This window comes from Streptomyces sp. NPDC003035 (genome assembly GCF_042888285.1).
Classification (GTDB): Bacteria; Actinomycetota; Actinomycetes; order Streptomycetales; family Streptomycetaceae; genus Streptomyces.
Window position 1 is genome coordinate 41,340 of record NZ_JBIAPJ010000005.1, and the last position, 18,708, is coordinate 60,047.

At 72.5% G+C, this 18,708-nt stretch carries 11 protein-coding genes; 1 reads left to right on the top strand and 10 read right to left on the bottom strand.

The genetic code is table 11. The annotated features are described in order from the left end of the window. Positions 1 to 75 precede the first annotated feature (75 nt). The 4 genes from ACFYV5_RS16770 to guaA form a co-directional block, all read right to left on the bottom strand. Entirely contained in the window at positions 76 to 678 is a 603-nt protein-coding gene (locus ACFYV5_RS16770) for a DoxX family protein (RefSeq protein ID WP_389169019.1), read from the bottom strand. A gap of 106 nt (positions 679 to 784) precedes the next feature. Continuing rightward, positions 785 to 2,023, bottom strand: coding sequence for a hypothetical protein (locus ACFYV5_RS16775; RefSeq protein WP_389169929.1), 1,239 nt, complete (start codon positions 2,021 to 2,023; stop codon positions 785 to 787). Between the two features lie 156 nt (positions 2,024 to 2,179). Then, positions 2,180 to 2,968, bottom strand: coding sequence for a class II aldolase/adducin family protein (locus ACFYV5_RS16780; protein WP_355105254.1), 789 nt, complete (start codon positions 2,966 to 2,968; stop codon positions 2,180 to 2,182). A gap of 142 nt (positions 2,969 to 3,110) precedes the next feature. Continuing rightward, positions 3,111 to 4,712 carry a glutamine-hydrolyzing GMP synthase gene (gene guaA / locus ACFYV5_RS16785; protein ID WP_355105252.1) on the bottom strand — a complete coding sequence of 534 codons (1,602 nt, stop codon included), beginning with the start codon at positions 4,710 to 4,712 and terminating at the stop codon, positions 3,111 to 3,113. A 328-nt stretch (positions 4,713 to 5,040) separates the two neighbouring features. Between guaA and ACFYV5_RS16790 the strand changes: the two genes are divergently transcribed. Then, positions 5,041 to 5,334: a chorismate mutase gene (locus ACFYV5_RS16790; protein WP_355105250.1), complete on the top strand. Its 294-nt coding sequence runs from the start codon at positions 5,041 to 5,043 to the stop codon at positions 5,332 to 5,334. A 551-nt stretch (positions 5,335 to 5,885) separates the two neighbouring features. Here the strand turns inward: ACFYV5_RS16790 and ACFYV5_RS16795 are convergent. From ACFYV5_RS16795 to ACFYV5_RS16820, 6 genes are all read right to left on the bottom strand, one after another. Beyond that, entirely contained in the window at positions 5,886 to 7,607 is a 1,722-nt protein-coding gene (locus ACFYV5_RS16795) for a peptidase (protein ID WP_389169022.1), read from the bottom strand. 287 nt (positions 7,608 to 7,894) lie between these two features. Next, on the bottom strand, positions 7,895 to 9,730 hold the full coding sequence (locus tag ACFYV5_RS16800) for a GMC oxidoreductase (protein ID WP_389169024.1): 1,836 nt from the start codon (positions 9,728 to 9,730) through the stop codon (positions 7,895 to 7,897). Positions 9,731 to 9,772: 42 nt separating this feature from the next. Then, complete coding sequence (locus ACFYV5_RS16805) at positions 9,773 to 11,407, bottom strand: succinic semialdehyde dehydrogenase (protein ID WP_389169026.1); 1,635 nt, start codon at positions 11,405 to 11,407, stop codon at positions 9,773 to 9,775. 155 nt (positions 11,408 to 11,562) lie between these two features. Further along, on the bottom strand, positions 11,563 to 13,209 hold the full coding sequence (locus ACFYV5_RS16810) for a serine/threonine-protein kinase (RefSeq protein ID WP_389169028.1): 1,647 nt from the start codon (positions 13,207 to 13,209) through the stop codon (positions 11,563 to 11,565). 191 nt (positions 13,210 to 13,400) lie between these two features. Then, on the bottom strand, positions 13,401 to 16,115 hold the full coding sequence (locus ACFYV5_RS16815; RefSeq protein WP_389169029.1) for a protein kinase: 2,715 nt from the start codon (positions 16,113 to 16,115) through the stop codon (positions 13,401 to 13,403). A gap of 146 nt (positions 16,116 to 16,261) precedes the next feature. Further along, the gene (locus ACFYV5_RS16820) at positions 16,262 to 18,568 is read right to left on the bottom strand and encodes a serine/threonine-protein kinase (protein WP_389169031.1); all 2,307 of its coding nucleotides are present in this window, start codon (positions 18,566 to 18,568) and stop codon (positions 16,262 to 16,264) included. Positions 18,569 to 18,708: the final 140 nt, after the last annotated feature.

Below are 18,708 nucleotides of genomic sequence, written 5' to 3' on the forward strand. Positions count from 1 at the left end.
GGCGACGCCCTGGCACGCCGTGGTCCCGGTGACCTGCGCCGGCCTCGGCCTCGCGGCCCTCGCGACCTGGGTCGCCTACCGTCTGCGCCGCCGTTCGGCGAGAACGGCGTCGAGCGAAAACATAGGGGCGCCGGCGAGCACCAGCGGCAGCCAGGACATCAGATAGGCGAGGTCGTTGCCGTAGTAGTACGGGTCGCTCTGCCAGCTCACGGTGAGCCACAGGCTCAGCGAGATCAGCGCGCCGCCGAGCGCGGCCAGCCGGGCGTAGAGACCCAGGAGGGTGCCGATGCCGACGGCGAGTTCGCCGATGGCGATGGCGTGCCCGAAGCCTGTGGGGTTTTTGAGCGCCAGGTCGACGAGGGCGGGGACGGCCGAGGAGTCCCGCACGCCGCGCATCATCTCGCCGATGGACCCGCTTCCGGTGTCGGCCATGAAGGAGGAGTCGGTGAGTTTGTCGAGCCCCGCATAGATGAAGGTGACGCCGAGGAAGACACGTAGCGGCAGCAGGGCGTACCGCGAGGCGGTGGCCCTCCACCCGGTGGGTCCGCCGGGGCCGCCCGGACCCCCGCTCCCGCCGGGACCGCCGCGGCCGCCGCGGCCGCCGCCCACCGTCCCGTACGCTCCGTGCTCTCCGTTGGTCTCGTGCGTCCCGTTCGTCCCGCGCATTCGTCCCGACATCACGGCCTGCCTTTCCGCGCCACTGTCCGCAGAACCGATTGTCCCCGGACCCCCCGCAGGTGGATACGCGAGGAACACGCCGAGAGTTCAGGCGAGCGGCCGGGACTCAGTCGACGACGTCGATCGTGACCCGGTTGGTCTCCATGCCCGAGGCCGTCACCACCCACACCTCGACCCGTCCCGGCTCCACGTCCACCGGGAGCGGCACGGTCAGGGTCGCGTCCGTCGGGTTGGCGAAGCCGCCCGGGACGGGAACCAGAGGAACGTGGGCGTGGACGGAGCCGATGCGCACGACCAGTCGGGTCAGCGGGTCCGGACCGTTCGCGCCGGCCGGGACGAAACCGGCCCCCCGGATCTCGATGTCGTCGCCGGTACGGATCGGGGCGTCCAGGTCGCCCGCCTCGCGGGACCGGACGACGGACAGGACGACGGGCCGGCCGCCTTCCCCGCACTTCGCGGCGAGATAACCGGCCGCCGCCACGGCGACGAGGAGGACCAGGGACCAGGGCAGCCCGGGCAGCCGGTCGGGTTCGCGCCCGAGCCGCACGGCGCCGAGGACGAGGGCGGCGGCGGACACCAGGACGTACGCGAGGTCGGTGAGGCAGGCCCGCCCGTCGTCGTCGCAGAAGAGGTCGGCGCCGCGGGGGCGGTCGGCGCGGACCTTCTGCAACCGCTGCCCCACGACGCGTACCCACACGATCCGGCGGGTGGCGACGGCGACCGCCGACGTCAGGGCGAAGAGGGTCAGCAGTCCGGCGCCGTGGGAGATCGCAAGGCCGGTCCGGTCGGCGCCGGTGATCAGACGCACCACGAGGAAGAGCACGGCGTAGACGGCGAAGAGCAGCCAGGCCGCCGCGACCGCGCGGGAGGTGGAGAGCCGGTTGTCCTCCCCGACCAGCGGCGCGAGGACCCCGCCGCGCGCCCGGTGGGCGTGGGCGGCCCAGGTCAGCGGGACCGCGAGGAGGAGCGCGGCCACCAGACCGGCCGTGCGCGCCCCCGTCCATCCCGAGCCGATCGCGGTGAGCGCCTGCACGAGGAGCAGGGCGAGAACCGCGCCCCACACGGCGCCGAGGGTGGCGCGCCGCACGCGCCGGAGCCAGGCCTCACCGGCCTCGCGGCCCCGCGCGGCGACGGTGCGAGCGGACTGGGCGAGCGCCTCGGAGACCCATTGCCGGGAGGCGCCGGGCGAGTGCGCGACGGCGGCGGGCACCCCTTGGCCCGCGGCGAGTTCGTCGCGCCGGGCGAGGAAGGCGGCGACGGCACGCCGATGACCCGCGCGCCCGCCCTGAGCGCACCGCACGTGGTCATCGCACTGTCTCGCCTCTTGCACCGCCACGGCGTTCACTTCCCGATCGGTCAACTGGCCGGTGAGTCCAAGGAATTGTGTCGCACCCGGGAGCCTCTCACCTGCTCCGAGCGCCCCGCGCGAGAGTGATTGAACCGTCATCACATTGACGTAAAGACAGCTGAAGGCACTTCCGCGGCAGCGGCATCGCAGCGGTTACGACAGCAGTTCGGGCTCCGCACGGCTGATCCTGCGCCACAGCGGCTGGTAGTTGATCCACGCGGCGAGGTCGGTGCCGAGCTGTTCGCGGGTGGCGACCGCCTCGCGGTGCCCGATCGGCACCGGCTTGCCCGCCGCCCGCGCGGTCAGCTGCACCTGGGCGCACCGTTCCATGGCGATGAACCACCAGGCGGCCGCGTCGACCGAGGACCCGACGGTCAGCAGCCCGTGGTTGCGCAGCACGATCGCCTTGTACGGGCCGAGGGCCACGGCGATCCGCCGCCCTTCCTCCCGGTCGACGGCGACCCCGGTGTACGCGTCGTAGAGCGCGTGGTCCTGGTAGAAACCGCAGGCCTCCTGGGTGATCGGCTCGATCAGCTCGCCGAGGGCCGCGAGCGCCCGCCCGTAGGTGGAGTGGCTGTGCGCGACGGCGACCACGTCGGGCCGGGCCCGGTGCACCTCGGCGTGGACGGCGAAGGCGGCCTGGTTGACACGTGCGGTGCCCTCCACGACCTGCCCGTCGCCGTTGACCAGGACGAGATCGCTCGCGGTCAGTTCGTCGAAGGGCGCGCCGAAGGGGTTCACCCAGAAACAGTCCGCGTACGCGGGGTCCCGGGCGGTGACGTGACCGGCGACGCCCTCCTCGTACCCGAACCGTCCGAAGATCCTGAGCGCGCCCGCGAGTCTCCGCTTGCGATACGTCCGCTCGTCCTCGACGGTCTCGTGGACGGGAGGCATCGCCACGCGCAGCCGGTCCGCGGGGACGGGGGCAGGTATCTCGCTCATGCGCGGGAAGGTAGCTCCGGGCCGTGAAACTGACCAGAGAGATCACACGACGGAACCGCCGGAACCGCCGCAATCCCCGGAACCGACGAAACCGCCGCCCCCGGATGGTGGGGGCGGCGGTCTCAGCGTCGTACGGGAGGGGTCACTCCCACTCGATGGTGCCCGGCGGCTTGCTCGTCACGTCGAGCACCACGCGGTTCACGTCGGCGACCTCGTTGGTGATCCGGGTCGAGATCTTCGCCAGGACGTCGTACGGCATCCGCGTCCAGTCCGCCGTCATGGCGTCCTCGGAGGAGACGGGGCGCAGGACGATCGGGTGGCCGTAGGTGCGGCCGTCGCCCTGGACGCCCACGGAGCGCACGTCGGCGAGCAGCACGACCGGGCACTGCCAGATCTCGCGGTCGAGACCGGCGGCCGTCAGCTCCTCGCGGGCGATGGCGTCGGCCTCGCGCAGCAGGTCCAGGCGCTCCTTGGTGACCTCGCCGACGATACGGATACCGAGGCCGGGGCCCGGGAAGGGCTGGCGCTGGACGATCTCGTCCGGCAGGCCGAGCTCCTGGCCGACCATGCGGACCTCGTCCTTGAACAGCTGGCGCAGCGGCTCGACGAGCTCGAACTCCAGGTCCTCGGGGAGGCCGCCCACGTTGTGGTGGGACTTGATGTTCGCGGTGCCGGTGCCGCCGCCGGACTCGACGATGTCCGGGTAGAGCGTGCCCTGGACGAGGAAGGCGACGTCCTCGCCGGTGCCCGCCGACTCGGCGACGATCTCGGCCTGGGCCTGCTCGAAGACGCGGATGAACTCGCGGCCGATGATCTTCCGCTTCTCCTCGGGGTCGGAGACCCCGGCGAGCGCGGTGAGGAATCGCTCCTGCGCGTCGACGACCTTCAGCTGGACGCCGGTCGCGGCGACGAAGTCCTTCTCGACCTGCTCGGTCTCGCCCTTGCGCATCAGACCGTGGTCGACGTACACGCAGGTCAGCTGCGAGCCGATGGCCTTCTGCACGAGCGCCGCGGCCACGGCCGAGTCGACGCCGCCGGACAGACCGCAGATGGCGCGCTTGGTGCCGACCTGCTCGCGGATGGCCGCGACCTGCTCCTCGATGACGTTGCCGGTGGTCCAGTTCGGCTCGATGCCGGCGCCCCGGTAGAGGAAGTGCTCCAGGATCTGCTGGCCGTGCGTGGAGTGCAGCACCTCGGGGTGGTACTGGACGCCGTACAGCTTCTTCGCGTCGTTCTCGAAGGCCGCGACCGGCACGACGTCCGTGGACGCGGTGACGGAGAAGCCCTCGGGGGCGGCGGAGCAGGCGTCGCCGTGCGACATCCACACCGACTGCTCCAGGGGGGTGCCCTCGAAGAGCGTCGAGCCGGTCTTGGAGACGTGCAGCGGCGTACGGCCGTACTCGCGGGCGCCGTTGTCGTCGACGGTGCCGCCGAGCGTCTGCGCCATCAGCTGGAAGCCGTAGCACATACCGAAGACGGGGACGTCGGCCTCGAAGATCTCGCGGTCGAGGCGCGGGGCGTTCTCCGCGTACACGGAGGACGGGCCGCCGGAGAGGATGATCGCCTTCGGGTTCTTGGCCAGCATCTCGGCCACCGGCATGGTGGACGGGACGATCTCGCTGTAGACCCGCGCCTCACGGACGCGTCGGGCGATGAGCTGGGCGTACTGCGCGCCGAAGTCGACAACGAGGACTACGTCCGGGTTGGAGACGTCGGGCGCGGCAGCGGGAGTCGCTGATGACACTACGGCGGCCTTCCGGCGGTAGGGAGGGGGTCCCCCGAAGGGGGCTATTTGTCGATTCTACCGGCGCGCCGGGGTCGCTTTTCGTCTCACCATCCGAACCCGGTTTGTCCCCGCCCTCGGGAACGGGTCCATACTGTCGCCATGCGCAAGCTCACGACCTTCGTCTTTACCTATGGCACCGGCCCGTCCGGCTGCCATGGTCGTGCTGCTTGAGCAACTGACAAGCGACTTCCCAGGCGCCCCGGGCCGACAAGGCCCGGGGCGCTTCGTGGTTTCCGGGCCGTGTCGCTCCGGGGCTGCCGTCACCGACAGCCGAAGGAGACCCACCATGACCGCGAACACCGCCACCGCCGAGAAGACCGGCGCCCGCACCGACGAGGCCGCCGCGCTCATCGGCGACGCCCGTGAGCGCATCGACGCTCTCGACGACCGGATCATCGGCCTGATCCAGGAACGGATGGCCGTCTCGGCCGTGATCCAGGAGGCCCGGATCGGCTCGGGCGGGCGCCGGGTGAACCTCGCGCGCGAGATGGAGGTCCTGGGTCACTACCGGGACGCGCTGGGCAAGCCCGGCACCTCGCTGGCAATGACCGTCCTGGAGCTGTGCCGGGGCCGCGTCTGACCCGCGGGGCGACGTGCGGCCCGCCAGGGAGGCGGGGGTGTCTGACCCGCCGGGGCGGGGGTACGGACCTGAGTTCGGTCGCCCTCTCACCCGTACGGCGCGTGACCGGCTCCCGTACCCCTTCGTTGGTCGTGTTGTCCGTGCCAGCCAGGGGCGGGCCCGAAAAATCCACGCGTGGCTTCGCTGGGGCGTGTGACGTACCGCAAGTACGTCGTGGGACCTCGCCCCAGTGCGCGTGACCGGACGGCAGGGGACAGCAGCCCGGTCACCGAGAAAAGGCGGTCGGTCCCCGGGGACGCCCGGGGCCGACCGCAACCGGTCCGGACGGACGGACGCGCCGGCATCCGTCCAGCACGATGCGAGACAACCCCACACCTCCCCGTCCTCCCCACCACCCCGTGCGGCGCTCACCCCCGGCGCCGCTCCCCCTCGGCACCGCCGCTGCCCTGACACCGGTGCCGACCGCCAAGGGCCCCGCGCCGCGACCGGAATCGCGCCACGGGGCCCTTGTGTACGGCTTCGCCTGTGCGGCCTGCCGGATGTGAGTCGCGTCAGCCCTGGCGGGCCGCGGCGCGGCGGCGCGTGACGAGCACGAACGCGCCGCCGGCCACGAGGGCCGTCGCCGCGGCGGCGCCGGTCAGCAGGACCGTGGAGCCGGTCGAGGCCAGTCCGCCCTGCGCGGCCGTGCCGCCCCCGGTCGAGGAGGCGCCGTTCGTGGCGGCGCCGCCCGTCGCGGAGCCCGCGCCGCCCGAGGCGGACGAGCCGCCGGTGGTGCCCTGCGAGCCACCGGCGGAACCACCGGCGGAACCGCCCGTGGAGCCACCGCCGGACGTGCCGCTGCCGGCCGTGCCGTTCAGGACGAGCTTGGCGGTGTTGTTGGCCATGGACGGGTCGAAGTCGAGGGCCGGGTGGCCCTTCGGCCAGTTCTCCACGGCGACGGTGCCCGTCGCGTTCGCGATGACCTTCTCGACCTTCATCTCGAAGGTCAGCGCGCGGTCCTCGTTCTCGAAGACGATGTGCGACAGGGAGCAGTGGTAGCGGGGTGCGCCGAGCTGCTGCTCACGCCAGTCGCCGCCCGCGGTGACGCCCCTGCACCCGTCGGGCTTGGCGGTGACGCGCGCGCCCTGCGGGATCACGACCGCGACGTGGCCGATGCTCTCCTGGGAGCGGAGGTAACCGACCCAGGCCGGTCCCTGGTTGCGGAATCCGACGGTCGCCTTCACCGTTTCGCCGGCGGCCGCCTTCTCGACGGAGGCGCCGTAGGCGACGAAGTCCGCGGTGTTCTTGGCGCGGAACCCCTGCTCCTGCTGGTTGTTCCACGGGTCGAGGTCGGCGGTCCGGGCCGCGGCGGTCGTCTTCCGCTTCAGCGTGAGCACCGCACCGGTGCCGCGCGTGAAGGTCTCGGAGCCGCGCTGCGCCGCGCGCTGCTGCGGGGTGTCCTCGGTGACGCGGGCGACGAAGTCCTCGAGGTAGGCGTGCGGTGCGGCCTTGAGGGTCGTCGGCTGCGCGAACTCGTAGACCGCGCCCGGCTCGATGGTGCCGTCCACCTGGCAGATCGTGAGCTGGTACCCCTTGTACTCCCCGCTCCGCGTCGCGTAGTCGCAGTTGGAGTAGGTCTCCGGGATCCGGAGGCCGTGGGAGGCGAGGAAGGTCACCAGGATGCCGTCCACGGCGGAGGTGCCGTGGTTGGCGACGCTGACGGGGAGTGCACGGCTCTGGCCGGGGGTCACCTCGGCGTCGAGGCCGAGCGGCTGCATCACCAGGTCGGGGCCGCCGACGGTCACCTTGGTGGAGAGCGAGGTGAACGTCGCGCCCTCCGCCTTGCCGGTGATCTTGATGTCTCCGGTGGCTCCGACCGCGCTGCCCTTGGCGGCGGTCACCTGCAGCCTGGCGACGCTGTTCAGACCGGGCCACAGGCTGGAGTCGGTACAGACCCCGGTGGTGCCGGTGATCTTGCACTCGCTCGAGCCGCCGCCTTCGCCGTCGAAGCGGACATCGGCGACGCCGGTGAGGGCGGAGAGGTCGAAGGTGTAGGTGACGTCGCCGTAGAAGCCACCGTTCTCCTCGTCCTCGGACGGGTTGGTGACGCCGATGTCGACGGTGGCCGACTGGGGCTCACCGCTCGCCGGGTACGGTCGCAGGCCGACCTCGGCGGGGCCCGACAGGGCGAACTCCGGGTCGGCGGCGTAGGCCGGGCCGGCACCGAGGCCGACACCGAGGCCGGTGGCGGCGAGGACCCCCGCCGCGGCGAGGGCAGTGGTAAGGCGTCTCATCTGGGCACCTCTCGGGCGTGTGTGGTGTGCCGCCGGGGATCAGGGCGATCCGATGGGGTCCCCGAGGCCGCTGATGGACCAGGGCCTCAGAGATCCACGGGAGGACGGCGGAGGTACAGACCACACAGGTCATCGAAAGGTTGTACGCACCAGCGATGTGACGCGGAACACACAAGGAAGTCGGTGGTCGGCGTGCAACCAATCCCTGGTGTCGCAGGTCATGTATGCGGCACCACCCAGAAGCTGGAGAGGCGCTGCACTCGGAGGGGGGTGCAGCGCCTCTTCCGTTACGACGTCTTCGACACCTTCGACGCCTTCGGTGTCTTCGACACGTTCGGTGTCTTCGGCGGGACCGCCGGCATCCCCAGGAACGGCAGCTTCAGCGCGCCGAAGGCGTCCGCCGGGACCGTCGGGGACTTCGGGGCGACCGCCGCGAGCCGTACGTACGCCTCCCCCTGAGCCGGGCGCGGGTCCTCCTCGCCCTTGTTCGGCCAGAAGGACATCGCGCGCTCCGCCTGGGCCGTGATCGTCAGCGAGGGGTTGACGCCGAGGTTGGCGGAGACCGCCGCTCCGTCGACGACCGAGATCCCCGGGTGACCGTAGAGCCGGTGGTACGGGTCGATGACACCGCTCTCCGCGTCCGCGCCGATCGGACAGCCGCCCAGGAAGTGCGCGGTCAGCGGCGTGCCCATCAGCTCGCCGATGTTGGAGCCGGCGAAGCCGTTGATCTCCTCGGCGAGCAGCGACGCCGCACGGGTCGCCTCCGGGATCTGGTTGGGGTTCGGCGCGCCGTGACCCTGTCGGGCGGTGAGGAGGCCCTTGCCGAGACCGCCGGGCTTGCGGAAGGTCGTCAGGGAGTTGTCCAGGGACTGCATGACCAGACCGATGATGGTCCGCTCCGACCAGCGGCGGTTGGAGAGGGACCGGAGCGCGAGCACGGGGTGCTTCGCCATCTGGAGGAGCCAGTTCCGTACGCGGTGCGCGCCGTACGGCACCTGGAGGATCGTCATCCCGCCCATGGCGTTGGAGCCCTTGCCGTAGCGGACCGGCTCGATGTGGGTGTTCTCGTCCGGGTGGATCGAGGAGGTGATCGCGACGCCGCGCGTGAAGTCGACCTTCTGCGCACCGTGCTTCTTGCGGTAGCGCCGGTCGGTGGTCTGCGAGCCGACCAGCGCCTCGGAGTTCGTACGGGTCAGCTCCCCCAGCCGGGCCGAGATCCGGGGCAGCAGACCGGAGTCCTTCATCCGGTGCAGCAGGGTCTGCGTCCCGTACGTGCCGGCCGCGACGACGACCCGCCGGGCCGTGAACGTACGCCCCTTCCCCTTCTTCCTGTTGTCCGTGGGCAGTGTCTTGACGGCGAATCCGCCCCGCGAGTCCTCGGTGAGGGCGACGACCGACGTCATGGGGTGGACGACGGCGCCGGCCTTCTCGGCGAGGTAGAGGTAGTTCTCGTTGAGGGTGTTCTTGGCGCCGTGGCGGCAGCCCGTCATGCACTCGCCGCACTCGCTGCAGGCCGTGCGCGACGGCCCCACGCCGCCGAAGTACGGGTCGGCGACCTCCGCGCCCGGCTTCGCCTTCACCGTACCGTCGGCGTCCTCGCCATCCCCGAAGAAGACGCCGACCGGCGCCATGTGGAAGGTGTCGCCGATCCCCATGGCCTGCGCGGTCGCCTTCAGATGGACGTCCGACGGGGTCGTCGTCGGGTTGAGCCGGACGCCCAGCATCCGCTTGGCCTGGTCGTAGTACGGCGCCAGCTCCTCCCGCCAGTCCGTGATGTCCTTCCACTGCGGGTCGTTGAAGAACGGCGCGAGCGGTACGTAGAGGGTGTTGGCGTAGTTCAGCGAACCGCCGCCCACGCCCGCGCCCGCCAGCACCATGACGTTGCCGAGCAGGTGGATGCGCTGGATGCCGTAGAGACCGAGGGCGGGGGCCCAGAGGAAGTTCTTCAGGTCCCAGGAGTTCTTCGGCAGGGACGCGCGCGTGAAGCGGCGGCCCGCTTCCAGGACGCCGACGCGGTAGCCCTTCTCGGTCAGGCGCAGGGCCGTGACCGAGCCGCCGAAACCGGAGCCGACGACGATGACGTCGTAGTCGTACTGATTCTGGGCAGGGGGTACCGCGGTCATGGCTCTCCTCGTACGAAAAGGGGCGGGAACGGACTGGCGGCGTCAGCGCAGGCGCAGGGCCTTCATCGCCTTCAGGGACAGGCTCATGAACGCGGCGTACTTCTCGTCGTCCATCCCGAAGGACGGGGCGAGCGGGATCAGCCGCTGCTGGGCCACGGTCTGGGCCTCGGTGAACTTGAGGATGCCCTCGGAACCGTGGCGCCGGCCGAGCCCGGAGTCCTTCATTCCGCCCATCGGCGCCTGGACGCTGCCGTACGCCGGCGCGTACCCCTCGTTGATGTTGACGGTGCCGGTGCGCAGCCGTGCGGCGACGGCGTGGCCGCGTCGCGAGTCCTTCGTCCAGACCGAGGAGTTGAGGCCGTACGGAGTGCCGTTGGCCAGCTCGATGACCTCGTCCTCGTCCGTGAACCGGTAGATGGAGACGACCGGGCCGAAGGTCTCCTCGGTGCAGACGGCCATCGGCGCCTCGACGCCGTCGAGGATCGTCGGCTCGTAGAAGAGCGGGCCGACGTCGGGGCGGGCGACACCGCCGGCGACGAGCTTGGCGCCCTTGGCGACGGCCTCCTCGACGTGGCGGGAGACGGTCTCCAGCTGCCGCTCGCCGACGAGGGAACCCATGTCGGCGCCGTAGGAGAGGGAGTTCCCGAGGCGCATCGCCTTCGTGCGGGCGGCGAAGCGGGCGACGAAGTCGTCGGCGATCGACTCGTGGACGTACAGGCGCTCGATGGAGATGCAGAGCTGTCCGGCGGAGGAGAAGCAGGCGCGGACCGCGCAGGCGGCCGCCTTCTCGATGTCGGCGTCCTTGAGGACCAGCATGGCGTTCTTGCCGCCGAGTTCGAGGCTGACGCCGACGAGCCGGGCGGCGGCGCCCTGGGCGACCTCGCGACCGGTGCGGGTGGAGCCGGTGAAGGAGACGTAGTCGGCGTGCTTGACGACCTCGGGGCCGACGACCGGTCCCTCGCCGATGACGACCTGGAAGACCTCGGCGGGCAGTCCGGCCTCGACGAGCAGGTCACGGGCCCAGAGGGCGGTCAGCGCGGTCTCGGTGTCCGGCTTCATCACGACGGCGTTGCCCGAGACGAAGGCGGGCAGCGCGTCGCCGACCGACAGCTCCAGGGGGTAGTTCCAGGGCGCGATCTGGCCGACGACTCCGCGCGGCTGGCGGAGCTCGGTGACCTTGGTAAGGGTCGGTACGACGCCGGTGTGGCGCTTGGGCCGCAGGTAGGAGGGGGCCTTGCGGCCGTAGTGGCGGGCGGCGACGGCGACCGCCTGGACCTCCTCGTGGGCGTGCAGGCGCGCCTTTCCGGTCTCCAGCTGGATGAGGTCGAGGACCTCCGCCTGGCGCTCGAGGACCAGGTCGTGGAAGCGGAGCAGCACGGCGGCGCGGGCGCGGACCGGGGTCGCGGCCCAGGCGGTCTGCGCGGCGCGGGCGCGGGCGAACGCCTCGGCGACGTCCTCGGGGGTGGACTCGGGCAGCTCGGCCAGCTTCTCCCCGGTGAAGGGGGTGTGGTTGGCGGTGCGGCCGGAGCCGACGACCCCGCGGGTGAGCTGGGCGACCACCTCGGGCGTCACCACGTCGGCCGCGGTGCGGGCACCGGCGGGCGAGGGCGCGAGGGGGTTCGTACCGGTGGGGGTGGCCGCCGTGAGCGTGGTGGCGCGTGCCTGCGAGTCCGTCATGAGGGCGAGAGTAGGCCGCATTCCGGTCTTTGGGTACCCGTCGGTAACGCGTTTTCACCGGGTGCGCACAATCATGCCAGCGATCACTGGCATATAAGCCCTGATCAGGGGCTTACGGTAGGGCGCGCGTGCGATTTCCTGGATTTCGCGCCCGCTCAGTCCGTCTGCTCGCCCGGCGCCCGCCAGTGCCGCAGGAGGATGTCGAACTGCTCCCGGGTGGTCTCCCAGCTCGACTCCGGCGAGGACATGTACAGGGCGTACTCGGTGCCGTCGTCCGTGAAGTACAACTGGTCGATGGCGTGCCTCGGGCCCGGGAACTCCTGCTTCTCGTACCAGGTGAACTCCCACCGGGCCGAGCGGACCTGGTCGCGGTAGGTGTTCTGGTTGAGCTTGATCCGCTGGTACTTCATGCGCTTCTTGAGCGTCTTCTCCAGGTCCAGCACGTGCACGTACGGGTTCTCGAAGTCGGGCGTCGGGTCGATGCTGATCCGGATCCGGTGGCGGCCGTTGTCCGGGGTGTAGTCGATGTTGTCGCCGTCGGCCTGCCGCTTCCAGCCGTCGGGAACGAGGAGGCTGAAGCCCTCGGGGTCGTCGACGCGGTGCCAGCCGGCCGGGACGGCGTCCTGGGCGGGCTCCGTCACCGCGGGGTCGGAGCCCGGACCGGCGGCCCCACCCCTGCCTACGGTCCCGCCGGAGTAGTTCATGGTGGCGAAGACGGCGCCACCGGCGACCAGCCCGGCGAGAACGGCCGCCAGGACCGCCGTACGCCACCGGCCACGGCCGCCGCCCCTGCCGGACGGGGCGGGCGGGGCGGCGAGCGTCGGGGTGGTGGTCGAGGGGGGCGTGGCCGACGGGCCGGGGGTCGAGGGGCCCTGGGGCTCGGGCAGCCGGGCGGTCGCGGAGGTCAGCTCCTCCTGCCCCACCCGCCGCGTCGGTACGTACGCCTGCGCGGCGCGTGGCGTACGGCCCTCCATGGCGTCGAGCAGCATCCGCTCGGCCTCGTCCGCGCGCGGCCGGTCCGCCGCCTCCTTGCGGAGCAGCGCGACGATGACGGGGGCCAGCGGGCCCGCCTTGCCCGGGTGCGGGGGCTCCTCCGTCACCACGGCCTGCATCGTGCTGATCGGCGAGGTCCGCCGGAACGGTGAGGTCCCCTCCACCGCCGTGTACAACGTCGCGCCCAGCGACCAGAGGTCCGAGGCCGGGCCGGGGTCCCCGCCCCGTACCCGCTCGGGCGCCAGATAGTCGATGGAGCCGACGAGTTCACCGGTCCGGGTGATCGTCGAGTCGCCCTCGATGGCCGCGATCCCGAAGTCGGTGATGAGGACGCGTCCGTCGCGGGCCAGGAGGACGTTGCCGGGCTTGACGTCCCGGTGCAGCACACCCGCCGCGTGCGCGGCGCGCAGCGCCCCGAGGACATGCAGACCGATCCTCGCCGCCTCGCGGGGTTCGATCGTGCCGGTCTCCTTCGCGGCGTCCGCCAGCGAGGGCCCGTCGATGTACTGCATCACGATCCACGGCCGGTCGTCGTGCTCCAGCACGTCGTGCACCGTGACCACACCCGGGTGCGTGATCCGGGCCGCGGCCCGGGCCTCCTTCTGCGTACGGGCATGGAGAACCAGCCGGTCGGCCTCGCCCACGAACCGACCCGCGGTCAACTCCTTGACCGCCACCACCCGGTGCAGCACCTCGTCGTGCGCCCGCCAGACCTTGCCCATGCCGCCGCGGCCGATGGTCTCGGCCAGCCGGTAACGACCGGCGAGCAGCAGCCCCGCCCCCGTGTCAGCGCTCTGCGAATGTTCCACTGTCCCCCGCCTGTTCCTTCTGCTGCCAGGTTACGGAGGGAGAGACGGGGGACGGAACCTCGGGGCGGGCAAAGGAACAGCACTGTGACCAGCCCGACCCGACCCGTCGCTTTTCGGCCATCTACGACGGCCCCCGTGGGGCGCACCGCACGGTCTCAGCGGGTCGCAAGGTCTCAACGGGTCGTCCGGTCTCAGCGGGTCGCCCGGTACGCCTTCACGGCCTGGTCGTAGATCTCCGACACCTTGTCGCGCTCGCTCTCCGGGCCGATGACCTGGACCACGTGGTAGCGCCCGCGGTCGATCAGGGCGAGGTTGCGCACGAAGACCTCACGCCCGGTGGTGTCCTGCCAGGTGAACTGGCCCACCGCCATGGCCTGCTGCCCCACGTCGATCCGGCGCAGCCCCGAGGCGCTGGACCAGGAGGAGTCCCTCCACGGCTGCAGCTCGCGCTCCTTGGTGCGCTGGTACGCCATCGGGTCGGAGCCGTTGGCCTGGACCGTGTCCCGGCCGGGGACGACGATCAGGGTGAAGTCGCCACCGGTGTAGCGGACTTGTCCGGCATCGTTGATCGGGCTGCGCCGCCAGCCCTCGGCGACCCCGATCTGGAAGCCTTCCGGGTCCTTCCGCAGGGTGTACCCGGCGGCGAGGGCGGGCGTGCTGGGGTCGGCGGCGGGCGGGGTCGTCTTCGCGGCACTCGGCTGGGTACTGGGTGCGGCGGGCGGGGCGGACGTGCCGGTGGGCTGCCCCGAGGGGCGCGCGGTGGGGCGGCCGGTGGACTGTTCGCCCTCGGCGCCCTCCTTGGGCATGAACATCACGGCGTACGCGACCACTCCCGCGAGCAGCAGCAGGATCAGGAACAGGAGCGTGCAGCCGAGAGAGCGCGGGGAGCGGGACCCACTGGAGGTGCGCGGCGCGCGGGGCGCACGCGGGGCACGCTGGGGGAGCTCCTCGTGGAAGCGCTCCTGCCGGAACTCGTGGTGCTGGTCCTGGCGTCGGCCATGCCGCTGGTCGCGGGTGTGGCCGTCATGGCGGTCGGGGCGTACGGCCCGGGGCTCCTTGCCCTTCCTGTGGCGATGCCGGCCACCGGCCGCTCCTCCGCGGCGCCTGCGCACCAGCTCGCCGCGTCGGCGCACGATGGGCAGCCGGGTCGCGTCCATGGAGGGCAGCGGGACGATCCCCAGGCCGGCGTCCGGCTCGGGAGCGGACCGGACGAGGGAGCGCAGCCAGCCGCGCAGTTCCTCGAAGTCGGGGCGTTCGGTGGGGTCCTGACGTAGCAGGGACTCGACGACCGGGCGCAGCGGGCCGCACTCCTCGGCGAAGGCCGGGGGCTCGGCGCAGACGAGCTGGACGAGCTCGGCGGCGTTGTCCTCGGGGTACGGGGCGTGGCCCTGGACCGCGCGGTAGAGCAGGGCACCGAGCGCCCAGAGGTCGGTGGCCGGTCCGATGGGCGGGGCGAGCCGCCAGTTCTCGTGGACCGGTCCGGCCTGCTCGGGCGCCCAGCGTTCGGTGACGGCGCCGACGACCGCGATCCGGGCCTGGCGGGCCCGCTCGCCCGCGAGGCGGGTGGCCGGGCCGCGGTAGACGCTCGCGGGGCCGCTTCCCTCCGCGGGGTCGTCCCAGCCTCCGGCGGTGTGCCCGCGCACCGGCTCGCGGGGGGGCGGCGGGGCGGGCGCGGGGGTGTAGCCGGCCGGGAGGGCGGGAAGGGCCGGGCCGGGAACGGAGCCGCCGCCCGCCGGGATGGGGCCGGAGCTGTCGCGCGAGGCATGGGGGCCGTCGCTCCAGCTTCCGGCGAGCAACGCACGGGGCGGCCCGCCGTCCCGGCTCCCGTGCCCCTTCCGGTACTCGGCCGGGTACTCGTCGTCGGCGTCGTCCTCGTCCTCGTCGTCCGCGGCCTGGGACCACCACTGCGGCTCCGGTCCGAGACCCTGCGCGGGCGTGGGCAGCGGCGGGCGCGGGAGGGAGCGGCCCGGCCCGAGTTCGGGCGCGGCTTCGGGGTCGGCGTCGGATGCGGCTTCGGGGTCGGCGTCGCGTACGGATTCGGGGTCGGTCTCAGAGGTCGGGCGCTGCACCGGTACGGCCCCCGGGTCGCCGATCCGCGCCGCGGCGCGCGCTCCCGCCCGGTAGGCGGCGATGGCGCCCGCGCGGGCCGCCCGTGCGTCCGCGGCCGGACTCGCCACCGACGCGCCGACGTCCCCCGGCAGTTCGGCGCGGGCGGCCGCCTCGATCTCCGTACGCCCGCGCGCTCCCGGCACGCCCGTGCCGGGCTCGGGCGGGGACGCGGGCCCCGGCCCGGGCTCGGGGTCCTCCTCGGCCAACGGCACCGGGGCGTAGCCGCACAGGGCTTCCTCCGCCGCCCCCGCCGCGAGACCGGTCAGCAACACGCGACCGTCGTCGCAGACGAGGACGGTCCGGGGGGTGATGTTCCGGTGGGTCCAACCGTGCGCGTGCAGCGCGCGCAGGGCGGTCAGGACGTCGGCGCCGATCTCGGCCGCGCGGTACGGGCTGAGCGGACGCTCTTCGAGGAGCTCGGCCAGCGGCCTCGCCTCGACCAGTTCACTCACTATCCACAGCGAACCGGCCTCGGCGAACACGTCGAAGACCTGGTCGAGGCGCGGGTGGTCCGGGATCTGCGCGGCCGCCTGCGCCGCCTCGACCGCCCGCCGCACGGCGGGATCGGCCGGCCTGCGGGTCGCCCCGCCCCGGCCGTGGTCCGGCCGGTAGCCGGAACCGTCGGCGTCGACGAACTCGGCCTCGACCACCTCGGGCAACGGCACCTGCCGGACATGGACTTCCTGCCCGCTGTACGTGTCGAAGGCCCGCGTCTCCACACGCTCGTGCGCGTCGTCCGAGGGAGGCAGGGGCAGGCGATAGCGGTCGGCGAGCACCCTTCCCGCGTAATCGTCCACGACGCCTCCCCACCGAGCGCGCTGTTCCCCCGAGTCCCACCGATCTCACGGATCGCGCGAAACCGTCAATTCCGGTCCGGGCCCGTCCACTTATCGGCTGTTTCGGCTGCGTACGGTCCGCGACCTCTCACGATACGTGGCGCCGGTCAGTCCTTGGGGCTGAACGTGGCGAACGCCGTCTCGCGCAGTGTCTTGCACGCGGGGGCGTCCCACTCGTCCGCCTTGCAGCTGATCATGATCGAGTAGCCGCGCTTGGCGTCCACCTTGAAGCCGCGGTTCAGTATCCGGACCCGCATGCCCTTCTCGGTGCGCTCGAACTCCCAGTCGGCGACGGTCGGGTATCCCTTGTACGAGACGGGCCTGATGTCGATGTGCCGGTAGCCCTTGCTGGTGGCGGAGACGCCGGCCACGGCCGCGGCCCACGCGCTGGCCGCGTCGTCCTTGGGGCTGCTGTTGAAGTCGACCTGGACGCGCGGGTAGCCGCCGCCGGCGTTGAATATCCCGCCCGAGTTCCGGCCGGCGATGGCGTTGAGCCGGAAGGAGGCCGGCATCGCCATGGTGAAGTGGAACCGGTCGTTGGTCACCATCGTGTAGCCGGCCGGCAGCTGCGTGCCGCCCGATCCGGGCCCATCGGTGCCCGGCTTCCCGGAGGGCGTACCGCTCTGCTCTCCCGAACCGGAACCCGAGCCGCTGGGCTGCTCGCCGCCCTGCTGGCCGGGGTCGCTCGGCGACGTGCCCTGGTCCTGGCCACCGCTGTTCCCGGCCGTGGCGCCGGCCGACGTTACCGTGGCCCCGCCGCCCTTGTCGCCACCCTTGGCGCCCGCGCCGTCCTCGCCGCCGGTCAGCGCGACGGCCAGGATCGTGCCGAGGAGGGCCAGGACGACGACCGCGGCGATGATCACCAGGGTCCTGCGCGGCACGACATCGGTGAGCGAGGCCCGCGGCTGCGCGGGCCGGTTCCCGCCCTGCAGCGGATCCGGCTTCGCCGCGGCGGCCGCGTTCCGTACGGACTTCAGCGCCCCGCGCACGCGCTCGGCGGCCACGCCGGTCGCCTTCTCCCTCGTGGCGGAGGAAGCGGAGGCGAACGGCGGCGTGGGCGGAACCGGCGGCAGCGGCACCACCCGGGTGGCCTCCGGCGACGGCTCGGGCTCGACCACCGGAGCGGGCGCGTCGAGCACGGCGCGGAGGAGCGCCCGCGCGCCGGCGTCGTCGAGCCGCTGGGCGGGGTCCTTGGCGAGCAGGCCGTAGATGACCTTCTCCAGCAGGGGACCCGCGTTCTTCGGCGGGTCGACGGGCTCGGTCATCACGGCGGTGAGCGTCGCGATCGCGGAACCCTTGTCGTACGGCGGGCTCCCCTCGACGCTCGCGTACAGCAGTCCGCCCAGCGACCACATGTCGGCGGCGGGGCCCGGCTTGTGGCCGCGGGCGCGCTCGGGGGAGATGTACGAGGGTGCGCCGACGAGCATGCCGGTGGAGGTGATCGACGGGTCGCCCTCCACCTGGGCGATGCCGAAGTCGGTGAGGACGACCCGGCCGTCCTCGGCGATCAGCACGTTGGACGGCTTCACGTCGCGGTGCAGGATGCCCTCGCGGTGCGCGGAGCGCAGCACGTCGAGGATCGCGAGGCCGACTTCGGCGGCGCGGTGCGGAGTGAGCGTGCCGTCCTCGCGCACGGCGTCGGCGAGGGACTTGCCCTCGACGAGCTCCATGACGATCCACGGACGGTCGTCCTCGTCGACGACGTCGTAGACGGTCACGGCGCCGTTGTTACGGATCCGGGCGATGGCCTTCGCCTCGCGCAGGGTCCGGGTGATGAGGCGTCGCTTCTCGTCCTCGTCGATGCTGTTGGGGAAGCGCAGTTCCTTGACGGCGACGGTCCGACCGAGGGTCTCGTCGACCGCGCGCCACACCGTGCCCATGCCGCCACGCCCGAGCACCCCGCCGAGCCGGTACCGCCCGGCGAGCAGACGCCCCTCGGCCGTCACCGCCGCCCCAGCCGCAGGCTTCACCCCTGACGACCTCTCACCCTTGGGCACCGCGTCCTTGGGCACCGCGACTTTGACCGCCTCAGCCTTCGGCGCTTCGTCCCGGGTCCCCGCGGCCTTGGGCACCGCGCCCTCGGGAGCAGCACCCCGGGCGGCCTCGGCCTCCCGGGCTGCGTCCTTGGGTACTGCGTCCCTGGGACCTGCGGCCTTGGGCGCCGCGGCCTTGGGCGCGGCGTCCCTGGGGGCCTCGGGCTCGGGCTCGGGCTTCGAGGCAGCCGCCGCTCCCCCCGCCCCACCCTTGGCCTCGGTGGCGTCGGCCGGCGTGGCCGATTCCTCGCCGGGCCTCTCGTCCGGCTCCGCCTCACGAGCCGCTGGAACCACACCTCGGTCGCCGTCGGTTCCGGCACCCGCTGCGGCGTTCCGCCGAGGGTCCCGCGCCGTGTCCCGCGACTGCTCCGCCTCCGACATGCGTCCCCTCTGCGATCCCTGATCTCCGCCCGCGTCCGCCGCTTCCCGCGCGATGCGGTAACCCGCCCTGGAAGAGAGCTCATTGTCTCTCACCCAGGGACCGATGCCGATCCCGGGTCCGCACTCCGAGAGGACGACCC